Below are 16831 nucleotides of genomic sequence, written 5' to 3' on the forward strand. Positions count from 1 at the left end.
CATTCGCCTGGCACCCGGCTCATCTGCACACTTCCACCACACGCCATAATCAACTATCACGTCTCACCGGCAGGGTAAACGCAAAGACGCTCCCCGACCCCTCGACGCTTTCGACCCAGATACGCCCGCCGTGCGCCTCGACAGCCAGGCGGCAGAACGTCAACCCCAGACCGGTCCCGCGCACCTTTCGCCCGCGCACCTGACCAAACTTCTCGAAGATGCGTTGAAAATAGGCTGGCGGTATGCCCGGACCGCGATCCTGCACCCATACTACCAGATAATCCTCACCCTCAATCGAAAGATGCACAGGAGCATCTTCTGGAAGGGGAGACGTGCTGCCGGCCAGAAACGCCCCAATCGTCACCACACTCTGCGGCGGCGAGAACTTGATTGCATTATCCAGCAGATTCTGGAGTACCCGAACGATCTTTTCGCCATCGATCTCAACCGGCGGAAGGTACGGCGCCAGGCGCTGCTCAATAGTGACATGGCGACTGCTCGCCAGGTTGTGAAGGCGTTCAATTGCCTGATCGATCACACTGAAAATGGGCAGTGGCTTGAGATCGAGCGTCATCTGACCCTGCTCCAACTTTGAGATGTCGAGCAGGGTGTTGATCAGGTGCAGCATCGTCTGGCTGCCCTGATACGCAATCTTCAGCAACTCCTGCTGTTGCTCGTTCACCGGACCAACGATACCGCGCTGGAGCATCATGATGCCGTTCATGATCGATGTCAACGGCGCGCGCAGGTCGTGCACCAGCATGCTGGTGTAATCTTCGCGCAACTGCTCCAGTTCGCGTTCCTGGGTAATGTCACGCAGGATGAGCAACTCGCCGTGGGGTTCATTGTGCGCATCATAGACGGGGAGCCGCAACAGGCGCACATAGCGGTGCATTCCATCGGTCAGCGCCAGATCCCTGATCTGCACCGGCGCCGACGCATCCTGACCCCACGCAGGCGCCGAGACTTCGTGAGCGCGTGCCTGCAACTCAGTCACCACATCATCGATCCGTCGTCCGATCAAGGCCTCTTCTGTACATGCGCATATCCGCGCTGCCAGCGGATTGGCAAGCTGAATGTCACCCCGCATATCCGCCATCAGAATGCCATCGGCTGTTGAGTTCAGAATGGATGCCATGCGATCGCGTCCGGCAGCGATCTGCTGGAAGAGGCGCGCATTTTCGATAGCAACCGCAATAAATGCGGCCATGCGCATCAATCGCTGTGCTTCCTCCTCATCGAAATCACCGCCGATTTTGTTGAGCAGTTCAATCGCCCCGATCACACGCCCCCTGGCAATCATCGGCACACAGAGGATCGAGCGCGTCGGGAAACCGGTCGTTTCGCTGATTTTGGAATAAAATCGCGGATCGCGGGTGACATCGTGCACGATTTCCCACCGACCGGTGCGCACTACATGCCCGACGACGCCCTGTCCAGCCGGCACCCGGATGCCGGCCAGCTTCTCCTCGCCGCCTTCGATGGTCATAACAAACTCAAGATCGCCGGTTGACTCATCAAGGAGCAACAGCGAACCGGCTTCGACGTGAAAGTAATCACTGAGTTGCTGAACCACCAGGCGGTATACTTCGTGCGTATCCAGGGTTGAGGTGACCGTCGCCGCAATCTCGTTGAGCGTTTTGAGTTCTTGGGTGCGCCGCTCGGCAGCGTCACGGCTGCGAAACGATGCGATCGCCAGCGCCATCTGGCCGCTCAGCGTTCTGATGAACGCCACCTCCTCCGACCCGAACACCCGCGCAGCGTTGGCGCTGCACACCGCCAGAACCCCAAGGGCTTCATCACACGCAATAAGCGGGGTGACGATCATCGTCTGCACGCCGCGCGCCCGGAGCAGTGCAATATCCCACCCTTCCCGCGCCTTTTCCGTCTCGATGACAACCGGACGCCGCATCCGTATGACATCAATCGCGCCTGCCAGACTATCGAGCGTCAGGGCAGGCGCGTCACCCGGCGATGGATGTTCACACGCAAGCGTCATCCGACCGGAAGCATCCACCAACAACACAAATGCGCGATCCGACTGGAACAAGCGGTTCAGTTCAATCAGCGAACGGTACAGCAACTGCTCCAGCGTCGCCGCAGTCTCAGCCGCCTGTGCGATGCGCATTAGACCATCCAAACGCGGATCGAGGACAGAGGATTGCTCAACGTCCTCACGGGTTGCACTTGTTGGAGTCTGCGGTCTCATTGGCACATCATGTTCGGATCAGACCACCAGATCATTGACATTTTCTTAAGAAACGGTTCCCAGCCTATTATATCGTATTCAAGCGCACAATCCGAACTCCCCTATGGCTACAGAATGATGACAAAAGATCGTTCAGCCCCGTCGTCCAACGCGGTTCGGCGGAACATCGCCGGGTGGCATGTACGGCGAACCAACGGCAAGGTACCCGTAGCCAGCCGCAACCAATTCCGTATAATCGGGAATCATTCGACGACCATCGATGACCAGATAGGGCGGCGCGACCGTCTCTTCGATGGTGCGCGACAGACCGCGAAACTCTTCCCAATCGGTGGAGATGAAGAGCATATCGGTTCCGGCGAGCGCCTCGCGCACCGACGTATGGTAGGAAATGCGCTCGAACAGATGGTTCTTCTCTGGATCGAAGAACTTGCGCGCTTCACGCAGCGCCATTGGATCGTAGGCGCGAATGGCGCGCACACCTCTGCCCAGTAATGCCTCAACCACCTTGAGCGACGACGAGTCACGCATATCGTTGGTGCGTTGTTTGAACGCCAGCCCCAGCAGCGCCACCGTTTTGTTGTTAAAACTGACCCCGGCTTCCCGGATCGCGCGATCAATCAGATAGGTTTTCTGATACTCGTTGATGCCATAGACCGATTGCAGAATATCGACCGATTGACCTGCCGTCTTCAATTGATAGATGAGTGACTGAATATCCTTGCCGAAGCACGACCCGCCGGCGCCGTTCGACACATACGACCCCCATGTGCTAATGCGCGCGTCGGCAGTAACGCCACGCTTCAGATCTTCCATGATGATATTTGGGAAGGTTTCGGCAAGACGCGCACCAACGCCGTTCCAGAACGAGATGTAGGTCAACAGCAGCGTATTGGCCACATACTTGATGGCTTCTGCGGTTTCTGGCGTGGTTTCGATGTAGCGAATGCGCACGTGGTTGACGAATTGCGAGTAAATCCGGCGGATGATACGAAAATCTTCCTCACAGTCGGCGCCGACCACCACGCGATCCGGACGGCGCGACTTCTCGACCGCATCACCCTCCGGGAGAAATTCAGGGTTTGAGGCAACCCCCACGTTGGGCACGTGGTAGTCACGCAGCACCCGTTCCAGCTGCCGCGCTGTGCCAATCGGCACTGTGCTTTTGTTGATCACCACCACGCGGCGTTGATCCTGGCGGCGCGCCAGTAGTTCCGCCAGATGGCGCACTGCCGCAAAGTAGTAACTCAGGTCCGATGAGCCATCCGGCTTGGGCGGCGTCGGCAAACACAGGAAGAGCGCATCAGCGCCTTCGATTACCGGTTCGACATCGTCAACGAAGAACAGATACCGTCCATGGTTTTCGAGGATAATGCTCGTCAGCCCTGGTTCATGCACATAGTGCTCAATTGCATCCTGGCGACACGACCGATACGCCTCGATACGCCGGTGATCAATATCGTATGCATAGACTTCGTGGCCATACTCCGAACAGACCGCTGCGTGAGTCAGACCGACGAAACCGGTGCCGACAACGATGATTTTCATAGCATCCAGACTCCTCGATCATTCATTGGCGCTATCGACCACGCACCAACAGATTGGTAAAACGCACGACTCCCGCTCCCTCATCGAAGGTTTCTGTACCAAATGCGAGGTTGCCGCTGCGGAAGGCGCTATCACGCAGATTGGCAAGACGCTGACCGTTGCAGAAGAATGTCAACGAGTCGCCAACCATTTCGATCTTCACCCGGTTGGGCGAACCGGCGGGTTGGATTGCCGGCGACGTCTCCCAATCGCGCAGAATTGAGAAATTATCGTTCACATAGCGCGCGACACGGTAGCGCCCTCTGCCATCAACGCTCAGGATGTAGAAGTTCTGATTGTCCTGATACCGAAAAAGGAGCGCAATCGCCGCGCTGCGCGGTTTGCTGATCGTCGCCTCGATCTCAAACGACGCATCATCGACCACGCTGTCGATGACCTGCCAGACGATCTGATCCGCATCGAACGCTTCGATCACATAGGCGCCATTTTCGAAGCGGTAGTCGCCGGCATCCGTTCGTTCGGCGGTAAACTGGCTGCCTGCCTCACTCGCAAGCGAGTCGCGCAGCAGCACATTTGGAAAATCGGTCGTCCCTGGCGGATTGTCAATACTCACAACGGTGCCGGAAATGGCGGTGCCGAGCGACTGAGCCGCCTGCCGACCGAGCACATACAGACCGCCGAGTACCAGGAGACACCCCAGCACCAGGACACCGAGAATAATGCCAATGATCAGCAGCCAGTTGGGTCCCTTTTTCGCGGGTGTGGTTGCCAGCGGCGGAGCGACGGGACTCCCGGCTGCGGGCGGAGAGGAGGGCAACCCGAATCCGCTGCCTGCCGTTGGCGGGGTGGATGGCGGCAATCCAATGCCTCCCCCCAATGCAGATGATGTCGGCGGCGCGGATGGCGGGGAAGGCGGCAAGCCAAACCCACCACCCGACGGCGGTTGAGTCGATGCCGGGAAAGCACCCGCAGCAGGCGGCTGCGGCTTCTGGGATTGATCGGCCAGTATCGTCTGCAACCCGGCGCTGCTCAACGGCGTTTCAGAAGGAGGCATCGGCGGACCCGCCATCGACTTCCCCGCGTCGCCTTCCGGCGGCAGCAACACTGTGCGCCCCGTGTCGCTCGACGACGCCGGCGGAACCATTATCGTCTTTCCGGCATCTCCGGTCGGCGCTGAAGGAGGAGAGGCTGGTTTCCCGGCAGCCTCCTCAGGCGACAGCAACACGGTACGTCCCATATCTTCCGCTGGCGCCGGCGGCGCCACCATCGTCTTTCCGGCATCGCCTGCGGGAGGCAGTACCACGGTGCGCCCCGCCTCACCCACCGGCGCCGGCGGCTCAGGAAGGCGCGCGCCACACTGAGGACAAAAGCGTTTTCCCTCGGCAATTTCAGCCTGACACTGCGGACAGCGGATCATCATGCATCTCCTTGCGAACAAGCGTCCGCTCTATATGAGAACGTACCGACCATCGAGAAGTTACGCCTGCTGCACAGACCCATGCGACAGAGGCGGACCCTCTAGAGGAAATGTCACATAGAAGGTGCTGCCGCGCCCTTCGACACTCTCCGCCCAGATCGTTCCGCCATGACGCCCAATCAGTTCGTAACTGAGATACAATCCCAGCCCAAGCCCTTCGCCCACGCGTTGACGACCGCGTGCATACCGCCGGAACAGACGCTGCATCGTCTCTTCCGACATACCAATGCCATAATCGCGCACGGTAATCAGCGCCAACGGTTGCGATGTACGCTGAATGTCGATCAACCATGATCGCAAGGTCGGCGGTGGTTGGTGGGCATACCGTGTTGCCAGCACCTCGGATCGAATAACGATCTCCGTGACTTCAATTGGGGAAGCGGGACTACTGTAGCGTGCAGCATTGACCAGCAGATTCGTCAGCACCTGACGGATGCGCAGCGGATCGCACGTCACCAGCAGATCAGGCGCATCACTCGTCAACGTGACGTCGCGTTCGCCAATTGTCGGGCGCAACTGATCGATCACCTGGTGAGTCAGGGCAACCAGATTGACGCGCTGGAGTTGCAGGCTGAAGAGACCGGCATCGAGGCGCGACATATCGAGCAGGTTATCCACCAGGCGCAGCATATGGCTGACCTGCTGCGAAAGGATGGTCAGACCGCGCAAATCCGAGGGGGCGTCCTTATCGCGGTCGCGGCGCTGCTCGCGGCGGATGAGGAGATCGGCATAACTGCGCACGGCAGCCAGCGGGCTGCGCAATTCGTGCGCCGCAACCGCAAGAAAGTCGTCTTTGGCGCGCTCCAGTTTCTGATGCTCAGTGATATCACGGAAGATGACGACGGCGCCCTCGATAGTATTCATATCGCCGTAGACCGGCGCACCACTGAAACTCATCACCGTATCTTCGCCGCTGGCGCCGCGCAACAGCACCCGATAATCGTGAAACACCTCACCCGCCAGGGCGCGCGTCAGCGGCAGGCGCTCGATCGGCAACGCGCGACCGTCGAGATCACGAATGGCATAGAAATCCGCCATCGAACTGATCGGTTGCTGGTAGGGAAACGTGTCGGACGACAAGAGTTCCATTGCCATGCGATTGGCGAGCACCAACCGCCCAAGACGATCGCACAGCACCACTCCCTCGACAATACTGTTGATCACGGCTGTCAGTTTCCGGCGTTCGATATGGCTTTCCTGATACAGTCGCACGTTGGCGATTGCAAAGCCAATCAGGTTGCTCATCATCATCAGCGTCTGCACATCGATGCGTTCCGGCAGCGCAGGGTCGCCATAGATGCCAATCACACCCACCACCGTTCCGCCAGCCAGGAGGGGGATATAGGCGCAACTCGCCAATCCGTCGTCGATCAAGGTATCCTCGCCCGACCCGGCGATCAACGGACGGCGGATCGGTTGACCGTAGCGCACCGCTTCCTCGCACATCGCGCCGACAACGTGAATTTCACGATGCTGTTCAACAAACTGATGCGGGATATTGCGCCATGCGCCGAGTTGCAGCATTGCGCGACCGGGATCGAGCAGCAGCAGGATGCCGACTGACGCATCCACCACGCCAAGCACGACATCGAGCACGTTGCGCAGCAATTCATCAAGATCGGCTGCGGTACTGATCACCGTCCCAATTGCACCGAACGCCTCCAAACGACGCTGATGCGCCTTCATTTGCGCGTGGAGTTGCGCGTTCTTGATAGCGCCGGCTGCCAGGTTGCTGAACGTCTGCAACACCTGAAGATCGGTGCGACGCAGTTGCGGTCGATTGCCAAGATTCATCAATTCCAGGACGCCAATCACCTCTGCACCAATGCGCAGCGGCAGGACGACAGCCGTTAATTCGCGGGGAAGACACTCAAGGAAGGCGCACACATCCGGTTCGCTGCGTGGGCTGACCCGCCGCGCCAGATCGCGGTACGACGAGCGGGTCTCGATCAGGAGCGGCTCACCACGTCGCAATGCTTCCCCTGCCAGCCCCTCACCGGGGCGCAGGCGCAAACGACCGATCGCTTCATACGCCGGACCGACATCGAGACCATAGAACGACTCCAGGTGCAGGGTCGTCTGGCGTTGGTCATAGATCCAGAGCAGACCAGCCTGCACAGCAGGAACAACCTCAACTACGCGCCGAACCAATCCGGTGAACAATTCGTTTGGATTCAGCACCGACACGAGGTACGTCGAAACATCCAGCAGGTTCGCCAGCACCTCGCTGCGTTGCTCCGCCTCATTGATCGGTTGCTCCAGGACATCGCCGACGAGCGGCAGCTGCGTAATCGTCATCTCACGCCTCCGACGCAGCGTATTCCAGTGGATTATATCATGTCACTGCTGCGATACGCCCGTTCATGAGCAGAGGCGAGCGCGTTGCCGTTGGGAGTTCCGCCGCCGAACCGCGCGGTCATTGGGATCCGGGCGGCATACGCTTCACCGAACGATGTATTTCAGTTGAGCGCATGTTCGATGCTCTCCGCCGCCTCTGGCGCCGCAGGTGATGGCGCAGTGATGGTCCACCAGTGCATTATGCCATCGAATGTATAGATCGCCAGCGCCGCCCAGATCAGCACAAACCCGATCAGACGCGGCAATGTCAGCGGTTCGCCATACAGACCCACGCCGATCAGGAACTGCAATGTGGGCGCGATATACTGCAATACCCCCAGCGTCACCAGCGAGACGCGCCGCGCACCAGCAGCGAAGAGCAGGAGCGGGATCGCGGTGATCGGACCGGCGGCGATCAGAAGGAGCCAGGTCAGTGGATCGCCGTGGATAAACGTGGTGTGTGTGGTCAGTTCACGGTATGCCAGAAACGCGACCATCGGCGGAATGAGCAGCGCCGTTTCGAGCGAGAACCCTTCGAGCGAGTCGAGCGATGCTGTTTTACGCAGCAAGCCATAGAGCGCGAACGTGCCTGCCAGAATGAGCGCAATCCAGGGAAACGTCCCATACTGAAACGTCAGGTACAACACGCCGATCAGCGCCACGCTCATTGCCAGTCCCTGCCCGATACGCAAGCGTTCGTGCAGTACCAGCGCGCCAAGCAGTACATTGACCAGCGGGTTGATAAAATAGCCCAGGCTCGTTTCGACTATGTGATTGGTATTCACTCCCCAGATATAGACAAACCAGTTTGCCGTCAGCAACACACCGGTGACTAGAAAGGTCGCCAGCACACGCCGGTTGCGCCAGACGCCGCCGATCCGCGACCAACGCCGCCCGACCGTCAGCAGCACCACGGCGAACGCCGATGCCCAGATGATCCGGTGCGCGACAATTTCGAGCGCATCGAGATGCTGCAACAACTTCCAAAAAACGGGCAACAGTCCCCAGCAGGCATAGGCGCCCGCCGCGTAAAGCACGCCTTTATTCACAGGTACCGCCCGCACCAGAGCGCACGAACGACAACCCGGCTATCATACCACAATCTATCATCGATGCGGTATGCGAGAAAAGTCACAGACGGGGCGATCCGACGAGTGTACACTGCCAACAGGATCACGGCACGTATGCAGCGAGGAGTATCGACGATGAACTGGACGCTTCCTGTGATCAATCTCGACCGCTGCACTGGCTGTGGTCAGTGTGTGCGGCACTGTCCAACCCAGGCGGTTGAACTGATCGAATGCAGGGCCGTCATCGTCCGCCCATTCAACTGCACCTATTGTGATGCGTGCGAGCGTGCATGCCCCACCGGCGCGATCGGACGCCCGTTCATCGTCGTTTTCGAGACCGGCCAGCGATGGAGGCGCATATGATGCGACGCACTGTTCTTCCGCCAGAGCGTCGCCTGCCGGTCACGCCGGTGCAGGCGGCGGGGATTGTTCTGATCGTTCTGGCGGCGTTTCTCAGTTATGGCGGACTGCGGAACTCGTTTCGCCCCTACACGGCGCGTATCGACGAAGCCATCGACAGCGGACGCAGCGTGCAACTCGTCGGCTTTCTCGGCAGCACAGGAACGTATGATGCGCAGGGACGATTTTCCTTCGTGCTCGAGGACGAAACCGGTCGACGAGTCACAGTGGTCAGTCGAGAACCGAAACCGTCGCATTTTGAACTGGCGACGAGCATTGTGGTGATTGGTCGCTACGACGAGGAGCAGCAGGTATTCGCCGCCGATCAGGTGCTGGTCAAGTGTCCGTCGAAGTATCACGAGCAGGATGCGTCGCGTTGAGCACGGTCATCCACGCTCGCTTTCGCGTTCGAGTGCAGCACGGTCGATAATGATGATCGTGCCGCGCTCGATGCGGATCAACCCCATGGCCTCGAACGTTTTCAGCGAGCGTCCGACCATCTCGCGTACAGTGCCAAGACGCGCCGCTATCTCGCTTTGGGTGAGCGGCTGAACAACGCCGCGCTCACCGGCTTCCGCCTGCGTCAGCAACAGGCGCGCCAGGCGTCCCTGAACCGTGGTCAGCGCCAGATCGTCCACCAGATCGACCAATCGTCGCAGATACCCGCAACTATCTGCAAGGAGACGCAGCGCCACCACCGGATGCTCTAGAATGAGGGCGCGCAGACGGTCTCCTGGAAACAACAGCGCTATGATGTCGGTCTGAGCCGCTGCATTGACCGGGCACGGACCGCCGTCGAACACCGGCACCGAATTGAAATGATGCCCGGGCTCGACGATATGAATGACCTGCTCGCGACCCCCTGGCGAGAGACGCGATAGGCGCACTCGCCCGCTGAGGAGCACGTAGAGACCGGGTGATGGGTCGCCGGCAAGAAAGAGCATCTCACCGGCAGTATGCCGCACGCGCACTGCAATCGACGCCAGCGCTGCGCAGTCTGGTTCTGGCAGATCGGCGAACAATCCGGCACGACGTATGTCTGCGATTTCGAGCGGCATGCACGAATCTCGCTTTCCAGAACGACGCTCCAGGAGGCGCACCGCCACTCTTTTGCCACAGTGCGCCTGTCGTAGAAAAACGAGCCTATTCGTCCGATAATTTCATCATTATTGTACTACGATGTCCATGCGACGCGCTGGTAATAGGTCTGTTCCGGTGATGGCTTCGCAATTGGCGCCATACTTCTCACACACTCAAGTCATGAGGAGATTCCTCGCTGCGCTCGGAATGACAAGGCGCTGCGTTTTTTTCTTTCGCACCAGAGAGGTGCGAGATGCGAGACGGACAATGACGAGGTTGCCGGTGAACCGTCGCAGGCGATGCACACGATACAGGCGCAAAACATCGCTGCGCTCGGAATGACAAGGCGCTGCGTTTTTTTCTTTCGCACCAGAGAGGTGCGAGATGCGAGACGGACAATGACGAGGTTGCCGGTGAACCGTCGCAGGCGATGCACACGATACAGGCGCAAAACATCGCTGCGCTCGGAATGACAAGGCGCTGCGTTCTTTTCTTTCGCACCAGAGAGGTGCGAGATGCGAGACGGACAATGACGAGGTTGCCGGTGAACCGTCGCAGGCGATGCACACGATACAGGCGCAAAACATCGCTGCGCTCGGAATGACAAGGCGCTGCGTTCTTTTCTTTCGCACCAGAGAGGTGCGAGATGCGAGACGGACAATGACGAGGTTGCCGGTGAACCGTCGCAGGCGATGCACACGATACAGGCGCAAAACATCGCGCCACGCTTTGCACCCTTGCCATTCGCATGGTATGCTGTACCCATGCAACAACAGATGTGGCTGTGCGCCATCTCCTGGCCCGGATGTGCACGTGCATCCCATGCCCGGCGATATCGTAGAGCCGCTACGAAACAGGAGTACACCATGGCAACGGCACAAACTGGCGACACCGTGACAGTGCACTACACCGGCACACTGGAAGATGGCACCGTCTTCGACAGTTCGCACGGTCGTGAACCGCTGGTGTTTACGCTGGGCAGCGGGCAGGTCATCCAGGGATTCGAGGACGCAATCGTGGGCATGGAGGAAGGGGAGACACGCCGCGCTGTGCTGACGCCAGACCAGGCGTATGGCGAGTACCATGACGAATTGGTCTTCTCGCTGAGCCGCGACGAACTTCCACCGCAGATCGATCCGGCAGTTGGCGAGCAGTATCAGATGCGTCGTCCTGATGGACAGACGTTCATCGTCACAGTGCGCGACGTGTCGCCGTCCGATGTGACCTTCGACGCCAATCATCCGCTGGCAGGCGCGACATTGACGTTCGATATCGAACTGGTGGCAATTGAATAAACGATTACTCCCAACCGGAGACACATCCGGCATTGATGCACCGTGAGACGCCGGATCGCATGCCGTTCGGACGGGCGCCCAAATCGCACGGGCGCCCACCAGGGGCATTCACTACGGGCGCCCTTATCGCACGGGCGCCCGCAGGGGGCGTTCCTGCATCCCCGCCCTCTTGCCTTTCGCCGCTTGCCTTGAAGGGAGGCGTTCCTGCATCCCCGCCCCTCCTGCCTTTCGCCGCTCGCCTTGAAGGGAGGCGTTCCTGCATCCCCGCCCCTCTTGCCTTTCGCCGCTTGCCTTTCACCTCATCTACGCTATACGCGCACGTATGATATACTGAGACACACACCCGCGAAATCGAACATCAGATGCGAGGATGCTATGACCACTGCTGACACTCAGGCGCTGCTCGCCGATCTTGCCGCGCGTCTTGGACCGGATCGGGTTATTGTTGATCCCGCGCAACTCATTACTTATGAAGTCGATGGCAGTTTTGAGCGCGGCCATCCCGACGGGGTCGTCTTCCCACGCTCGGTTAATGAAGTGGTCGAACTGGTGCGCTGGGCAGCCGAACAGCGCGTGCCCTTGATTGCGCGCGGTTCAGGCACCGGTCTGGCCGGCGGTGCAGTCCCCGAAATCGGCGGAGTGGTCGTGCAACTCGGTCTGATGAATCGCGTGTTGGAACTCGACCTGATTGGACGCAGCGCGGTTGTAGAGGCAGGAGTGGTCAACCTGCTCTTCGATAACCAGGTGCGCAAACATGGACTGTTCTTCCCTCCTGACCCTTCGAGTCAGCGCACAGCGACAATTGGCGGAAATATCGGCACGAATGCGGGTGGACCGCACTGCTTCAAGTATGGTGTGACGAGCAACTACGTGACAGGGCTAGAGGTTGTGCTAAGCGATGGGCGGATCATCCATACCGGCGGACGGGCATTCGATATTCCGGCATACGACCTGACGGCGCTCTTTGTCGGCAGCGAAGGCACGCTTGGCATCATCACACGCGCTGATCTGCGGGTGCTCCGTGATCCGCCGGCTGTGCGCACCATGCTGGCAGCCTTCGATAGCGTCGAACGCGCCGGTGAGGCAGTCTCCACCATCATTGCACGCGGACTGATACCGGCAACAATGGAAATGATGGATTCGAGCATTGTGCGCATCGTCGAAGAGTACGCCCATCCAGGGCTGCCGCTCGACGCCGGCGCGGTGCTCATCATCGAAGTCGATGGGTATCCTGAAAGCGTCGGACCGCAGATCGCCGAGATCGAGGCGATCCTCCGCGAGTGCAGTGTGCGCGAGATGCGCGTGGCGCAGAGTGCGGCGGAACGCGACCGCATCTGGTTCGCGCGCAAAAGTGCAGCCGGAGCAATGGCGCGGCTGGCGCCAGCATACTATCTGGTTGATGGCACGGTACCGCGCAGCAAACTGGCAGAAACCCTTGCGACCATCAATCAGATCATCGAAGCCGACGGATTCCGCACCGGTCACGTATTCCACGCTGGCGACGGCAATCTGCATCCCCTTGTCCTGATCGATGACCCGTCGGATCGGACGTTGATTGCGCGCGTTCTCGAAACCGGGCGCAAAATCCTGGCGGCATGCGTCGCTGCCGGCGGGAGCATCACCGGCGAGCACGGCGTTGGTATCGAGAAACGCGCATTTATGTCGCTCATGTACGGGCCCACCGAACTCTCGTTGATGTGGGACGTGAAGGAGATGTTCGATCCGGTGGAGATCATGAATACCGGCAAGGTTCTGCCGCCGCGTGACGAGATTGTCGCTCCGGCGCACCATGGGCGTCCACCAGGCGCCGCGCCGGTGACACTCCAGGCGGAAACAACGACCATGTCGTCTGCTGGACTCCCGATTGCAACGCCGACGAGCCCAGAAGAAGCGGCGGACACATTGCGCGCGTTTATCGGGGGCGGGAAGAGTGTGCGCATTCGAGGAGGTGGAACGAAGTCAGCACTGTTGCCGCCCGCCGATGTGATGCTGTCCACCGAAGATCTGTCCGGCATTTGCGATCTTGCCGTGGAAGACTTGTATGTGACCGTCGGCGCCGGAACGCGCCTGGCAGATCTCCAGGCGCTGTTGCAGGGTCACGGGATGTGGGCGCCGCTGGCATCACCCTGGCAGGCGGCAACCATCGGCGGCATCATTGCCGCGAACGCAAATGCGCCGCTCCGCATGCGCTATGGGAGTGTCCGCGACGTGCTGCTGGCAGCGACCATCGCCCTTCCCGATGGGCGCGTGGCGCGCATTGGGCGGCCAGTGGTGAAGAATGTGGCAGGGTATGATCTGCACAAAGTGCAGGTGGGTGCGTATGGAACGCTGGGGTTGCTCTGTGAAGTGACGTTGAAACTTGCGCCGCTGCCGCGCGCGCGCGCGACGGTGATCGCTATGCCGCGACGCATTGCGCAGGCGCTCGACGTTGGCGCAACGCTGACGCAGCAGTCCCTGATTGCATCAGCGGCGCTGGCGCTCGAAATCGCCGATGGCGGCGGTTGGCTGCCACCATTGCCGGTTGCGCTGGATCGCCGTCCGACGACGCTCCTCGTCTACACTGCCGAAGGGCTGGCAGAGGATGTGCGAGCGGAGATTGCCGCTGTGCGCACCGTGCTGCGCAGCGCCGATATTTCGGCGCTTCAGATCGACAGTTCCGGCAGCGATCTGTGGGGCGCCTTTCTCAGCGCAGCGCAGCCGGACGATCTGCTGATTCGGATTGGCATTGCGCCGAAAGACATCAGGGGCTTCATGCAACGCGCCGGTTTTGGTGGCAGAGAGTCGTACCTGACGGATCTGGCAGCGGGGCAGGTCTATGTGCGGGCGCCGGCGCCGCACCCAGACGATGCGCACCGCATCCTGGATCGCCTGCGCACTGCCGCGCGAACGCTCAATGGTTACGCCGTCGTGCTGGCGGCGCCGGCGCGCGCGCGCCTCGACCCGTGGGGATACACACCCGATGCCCTCGACCGGATGCGCGAAATGCGTCGGCGCTGGGGCGCCGACGGTTTGCTCAATCCTGGAGCGTTTATCGTCTGAACATTCCACAGATACAGGGATTGTGAGAAAAGTCACAGACCTGATCGGTTCCTGCGGCGTATACTCCTTGTGCGTGTGTGGACGGGCAGAGTCATCGTTGCCCACTCAGCAAGGAGGCTGTCTATGCGCCCATGGAAACACATCGTCTTTGGCGCCATGCTGGGACTGGTCGTGCTGGTTGCGTGTGCGCGCCAGGCGGAGGTGTCGCCGGCGACGGCGCCCACGCCAATCCCACAGGCGGCACCGGTGGTGGCCACGACTGCACCGCCAGTCGATTGTGCGCTGGCGGCATTTCAGAAGGGAGGCTGCGGCGCGTGCCACGTCATCCCTGGCGTCCCCAATGCCAGAGGAACTATCGGACCGGATCTCACCAATGTCGCACAGGTTGCCGCTCAGACAATGCAGAGCAGCACCTACACCGGCAACGCGACGACGGTTGAAGCGTACCTCCGCGAAGCCATTCTCGAACCGGATGTATTCGTCGCCCCCGATTGCAACGGCAGCCCATGCCAGAAGGGGGTCATGCCGCCATCGCTGGGGCAGGGATTGTCCGAAGAAGAACTAGCGGCAGTCATCGCCTACCTGCAAGCGCCACCCGGCGCAGCGGAGGCAGTCGTCACCGAAGCGCCAACCGCTGCACCATCGGAAGCCGCGCCGACCCTGAGCGACGACGAGTTCGCCTGGGCGAAACTCGTCTACTTCGAGCGCTGCGCCGGATGCCATGGCACACTGCGCAAAGGCGCAACCGGTCCGGCGCTCACTCCCGACCGGACCATTCCGCTTGGCACCGTCGGGTTGTCAACGATTATCTACAATGGTACATCGCGCGGGATGCCCGATTGGGGCAAGCAGGGCTTTTTCACGAAGGAGCAGATCGAAGTGCTGGCGCGTTTCTTGCAGCGCGAGCCGCCAGCGCCGCCCGAATTGCCAATGGAACGCATGAAAGCATCGTGGAAGATGTACGTCGCGCCGGATCAACGACCAACTGCGCCACAGACGAAGCGCAACTGGCAGAACTATTTCGTTGTGACGCTGCGTGACGCCGGCCAAGTGGCGGTGATCGACGGCGATACGTATGAGGTGGTCAGCAAAGTGGACAGCGGCTACGCGGTTCACATTACCCGCATGTCGGCAACCGGGCGCTACGCCTATGTCATCGGGCGCGACGGGAAACTGGCGATGATCGATCTGTGGACGGAAACACCCGCAAAAGTCGCTGAAGTTCAGGTCTGCTACGACGCGCGTTCGGTCGAGGTCAGCAAGTACAATGGTCCAGAGGGCGATTTCACCGATAAACTGGCAGTGGTTGGCTGTTACTGGCCTCCGCACTTCGTCATTCTCGATGGACAGACACTGGAACCAATCCATATCGTCAGCACCCGCGGCTACACCGTCGATACGATGGAGTACCATCCAGAACCACGTGTCGCCAGTATCGTCGCTTCTGATTTCAAACCGGAATGGATCATCAACGTCAAGGAAATCGGGCAGATCTGGCTGGTGAATTACGCCAATCCGCGGGCGCCGCAGATTAAGATGCTGCCGGCGGCGCGCTTCCTCCATGACGGCGGCTGGGATGCCACCCATCGCTACTTCCTGGTGGCAGCCAATCAGTCGAACAAGGTTGCGGTCGTCGATGCACAGGAGGGTCGGATGGTTGCGCTGGTGGACACGCCGAAAATTCCGCACCCCGGTCGCGGCGCCAACTGGGTCGATCCTGAGTTTGGTCCGGTCTGGAGTTCAGGGCACCTTGGCGATCCGGCGATTGTTTCAATCGGCACAGATCCCGAAGGACATCCCAACGTTGCCTGGAAAGCGGTGCGTGTCACACCGTTGCCCGGAGCAGGGAGCCTGTTCATCAAGACGCACCCAAACAGTAAGTGGATTTGGGTAGATATGACGCTCAACTCCGATCCGGCGCTGGCGCGGACGATCTGCGTCATTGCGAAGGAGAATCCGGCAGAGCCGCATACGTGCTGGGAAGCCAGTTCCTATGGGCGCGCTGTCCACTTCGAGTACAACGCAGCCGGCACGGAGGTGTGGGTAAGTATCTGGGGCGATGCGAGCAAACCGGGCGAAACGGGCGAAATCGTGGTCTACGATGACGCCACGCTGACCGAAAAGGCGCGCATTCCCAACCTTGTGACGCCAACCGGTAAGTTCAACGTGTACAACACGGTGCATGATATTTACTGATGGGGCGCTACGGGTGTGCAGGCATGCCGCCGCAGGCGGCGATGACGGCATCATTGTCATGCGATTCGTGTAGAGCAATGACCCAAAACCTGAACCATCCAGGATACGGAGCGGCAGACATTGGCTGCGAACGATATGGCAGATGGTGAAGACGCCATCTGCGACGAGGACCATGCAGGACGCG

11 protein-coding genes are annotated in these 16831 nt (G+C 60.0%); 5 read left to right on the plus strand and 6 right to left on the minus strand.

The window, feature by feature from the left end; translation table 11 throughout:
• Positions 1-49 precede the first annotated feature (49 nt).
• The 5 genes from RCAS_RS17655 to rarD form a co-directional block, all read right to left on the minus strand.
• Positions 50-2209 carry a sensor histidine kinase gene (locus tag RCAS_RS17655; RefSeq protein ID WP_012121894.1) on the minus strand — a complete coding sequence of 720 codons (2160 nt, stop codon included), beginning with the start codon at positions 2207-2209 and terminating at the stop codon, positions 50-52.
• 132 nt (positions 2210-2341) lie between these two features.
• On the minus strand, positions 2342-3754 hold the full coding sequence (locus RCAS_RS17660; protein ID WP_012121895.1) for a UDP-glucose dehydrogenase family protein: 1413 nt from the start codon (positions 3752-3754) through the stop codon (positions 2342-2344).
• Between the two features lie 31 nt (positions 3755-3785).
• Positions 3786-5174, minus strand: a complete 1389-nt coding sequence (locus RCAS_RS17665) for a zinc ribbon domain-containing protein (RefSeq protein ID WP_012121896.1) — start codon at positions 5172-5174, stop codon at positions 3786-3788.
• 57 nt (positions 5175-5231) lie between these two features.
• Positions 5232-7529 (minus strand): GAF domain-containing protein, encoded by a 2298-nt coding sequence (locus tag RCAS_RS17670; RefSeq protein WP_012121897.1) that lies wholly within the window; start codon positions 7527-7529, stop codon positions 5232-5234.
• Positions 7530-7690: 161 nt separating this feature from the next.
• Positions 7691-8617 carry an EamA family transporter RarD gene (gene rarD / locus RCAS_RS17675; RefSeq protein WP_012121898.1) on the minus strand — a complete coding sequence of 309 codons (927 nt, stop codon included), beginning with the start codon at positions 8615-8617 and terminating at the stop codon, positions 7691-7693.
• Between the two features lie 156 nt (positions 8618-8773).
• Here rarD and RCAS_RS17680 point away from each other — a divergent pair, with 156 nt between their 5' ends.
• A complete protein-coding gene (locus RCAS_RS17680; protein WP_041331027.1) occupies positions 8774-9001 on the plus strand; it encodes an ATP-binding protein in 228 nt (75 codons plus the stop codon).
• Positions 8998-9417: a cytochrome c maturation protein CcmE domain-containing protein gene (locus RCAS_RS17685; RefSeq protein ID WP_012121900.1), complete on the plus strand. Its 420-nt coding sequence runs from the start codon at positions 8998-9000 to the stop codon at positions 9415-9417. The genes RCAS_RS17680 and RCAS_RS17685 overlap by 4 nt, the downstream gene beginning before the upstream one ends.
• 6 nt (positions 9418-9423) lie before the next feature.
• Here the strand turns inward: RCAS_RS17685 and RCAS_RS17690 are convergent, their stop codons facing one another.
• Positions 9424-10095, minus strand: a complete 672-nt coding sequence (locus RCAS_RS17690; RefSeq protein ID WP_012121901.1) for a Crp/Fnr family transcriptional regulator — start codon at positions 10093-10095, stop codon at positions 9424-9426.
• An 888-nt stretch (positions 10096-10983) separates the two neighbouring features.
• On the opposite strand from RCAS_RS17690, the gene RCAS_RS17695 reads away from it, so the two are divergent.
• From RCAS_RS17695 to RCAS_RS17705, 3 genes are all read left to right on the plus strand, one after another.
• Positions 10984-11412 carry an FKBP-type peptidyl-prolyl cis-trans isomerase gene (locus RCAS_RS17695; protein ID WP_012121902.1) on the plus strand — a complete coding sequence of 143 codons (429 nt, stop codon included), beginning with the start codon at positions 10984-10986 and terminating at the stop codon, positions 11410-11412.
• Positions 11413-11787: 375 nt separating this feature from the next.
• Positions 11788-14451 carry an FAD-binding oxidoreductase gene (locus RCAS_RS17700; RefSeq protein ID WP_012121903.1) on the plus strand — a complete coding sequence of 888 codons (2664 nt, stop codon included), beginning with the start codon at positions 11788-11790 and terminating at the stop codon, positions 14449-14451.
• A 123-nt stretch (positions 14452-14574) separates the two neighbouring features.
• On the plus strand, positions 14575-16647 hold the full coding sequence (locus RCAS_RS17705; RefSeq protein ID WP_012121904.1) for a cytochrome D1 domain-containing protein: 2073 nt from the start codon (positions 14575-14577) through the stop codon (positions 16645-16647).
• The last annotated feature ends 184 nt before the right edge of the window (positions 16648-16831 follow it).

It is taken from the genome of Roseiflexus castenholzii DSM 13941, from assembly GCF_000017805.1.
Taxonomy (GTDB): Bacteria; Chloroflexota; Chloroflexia; order Chloroflexales; family Roseiflexaceae; genus Roseiflexus; species Roseiflexus castenholzii.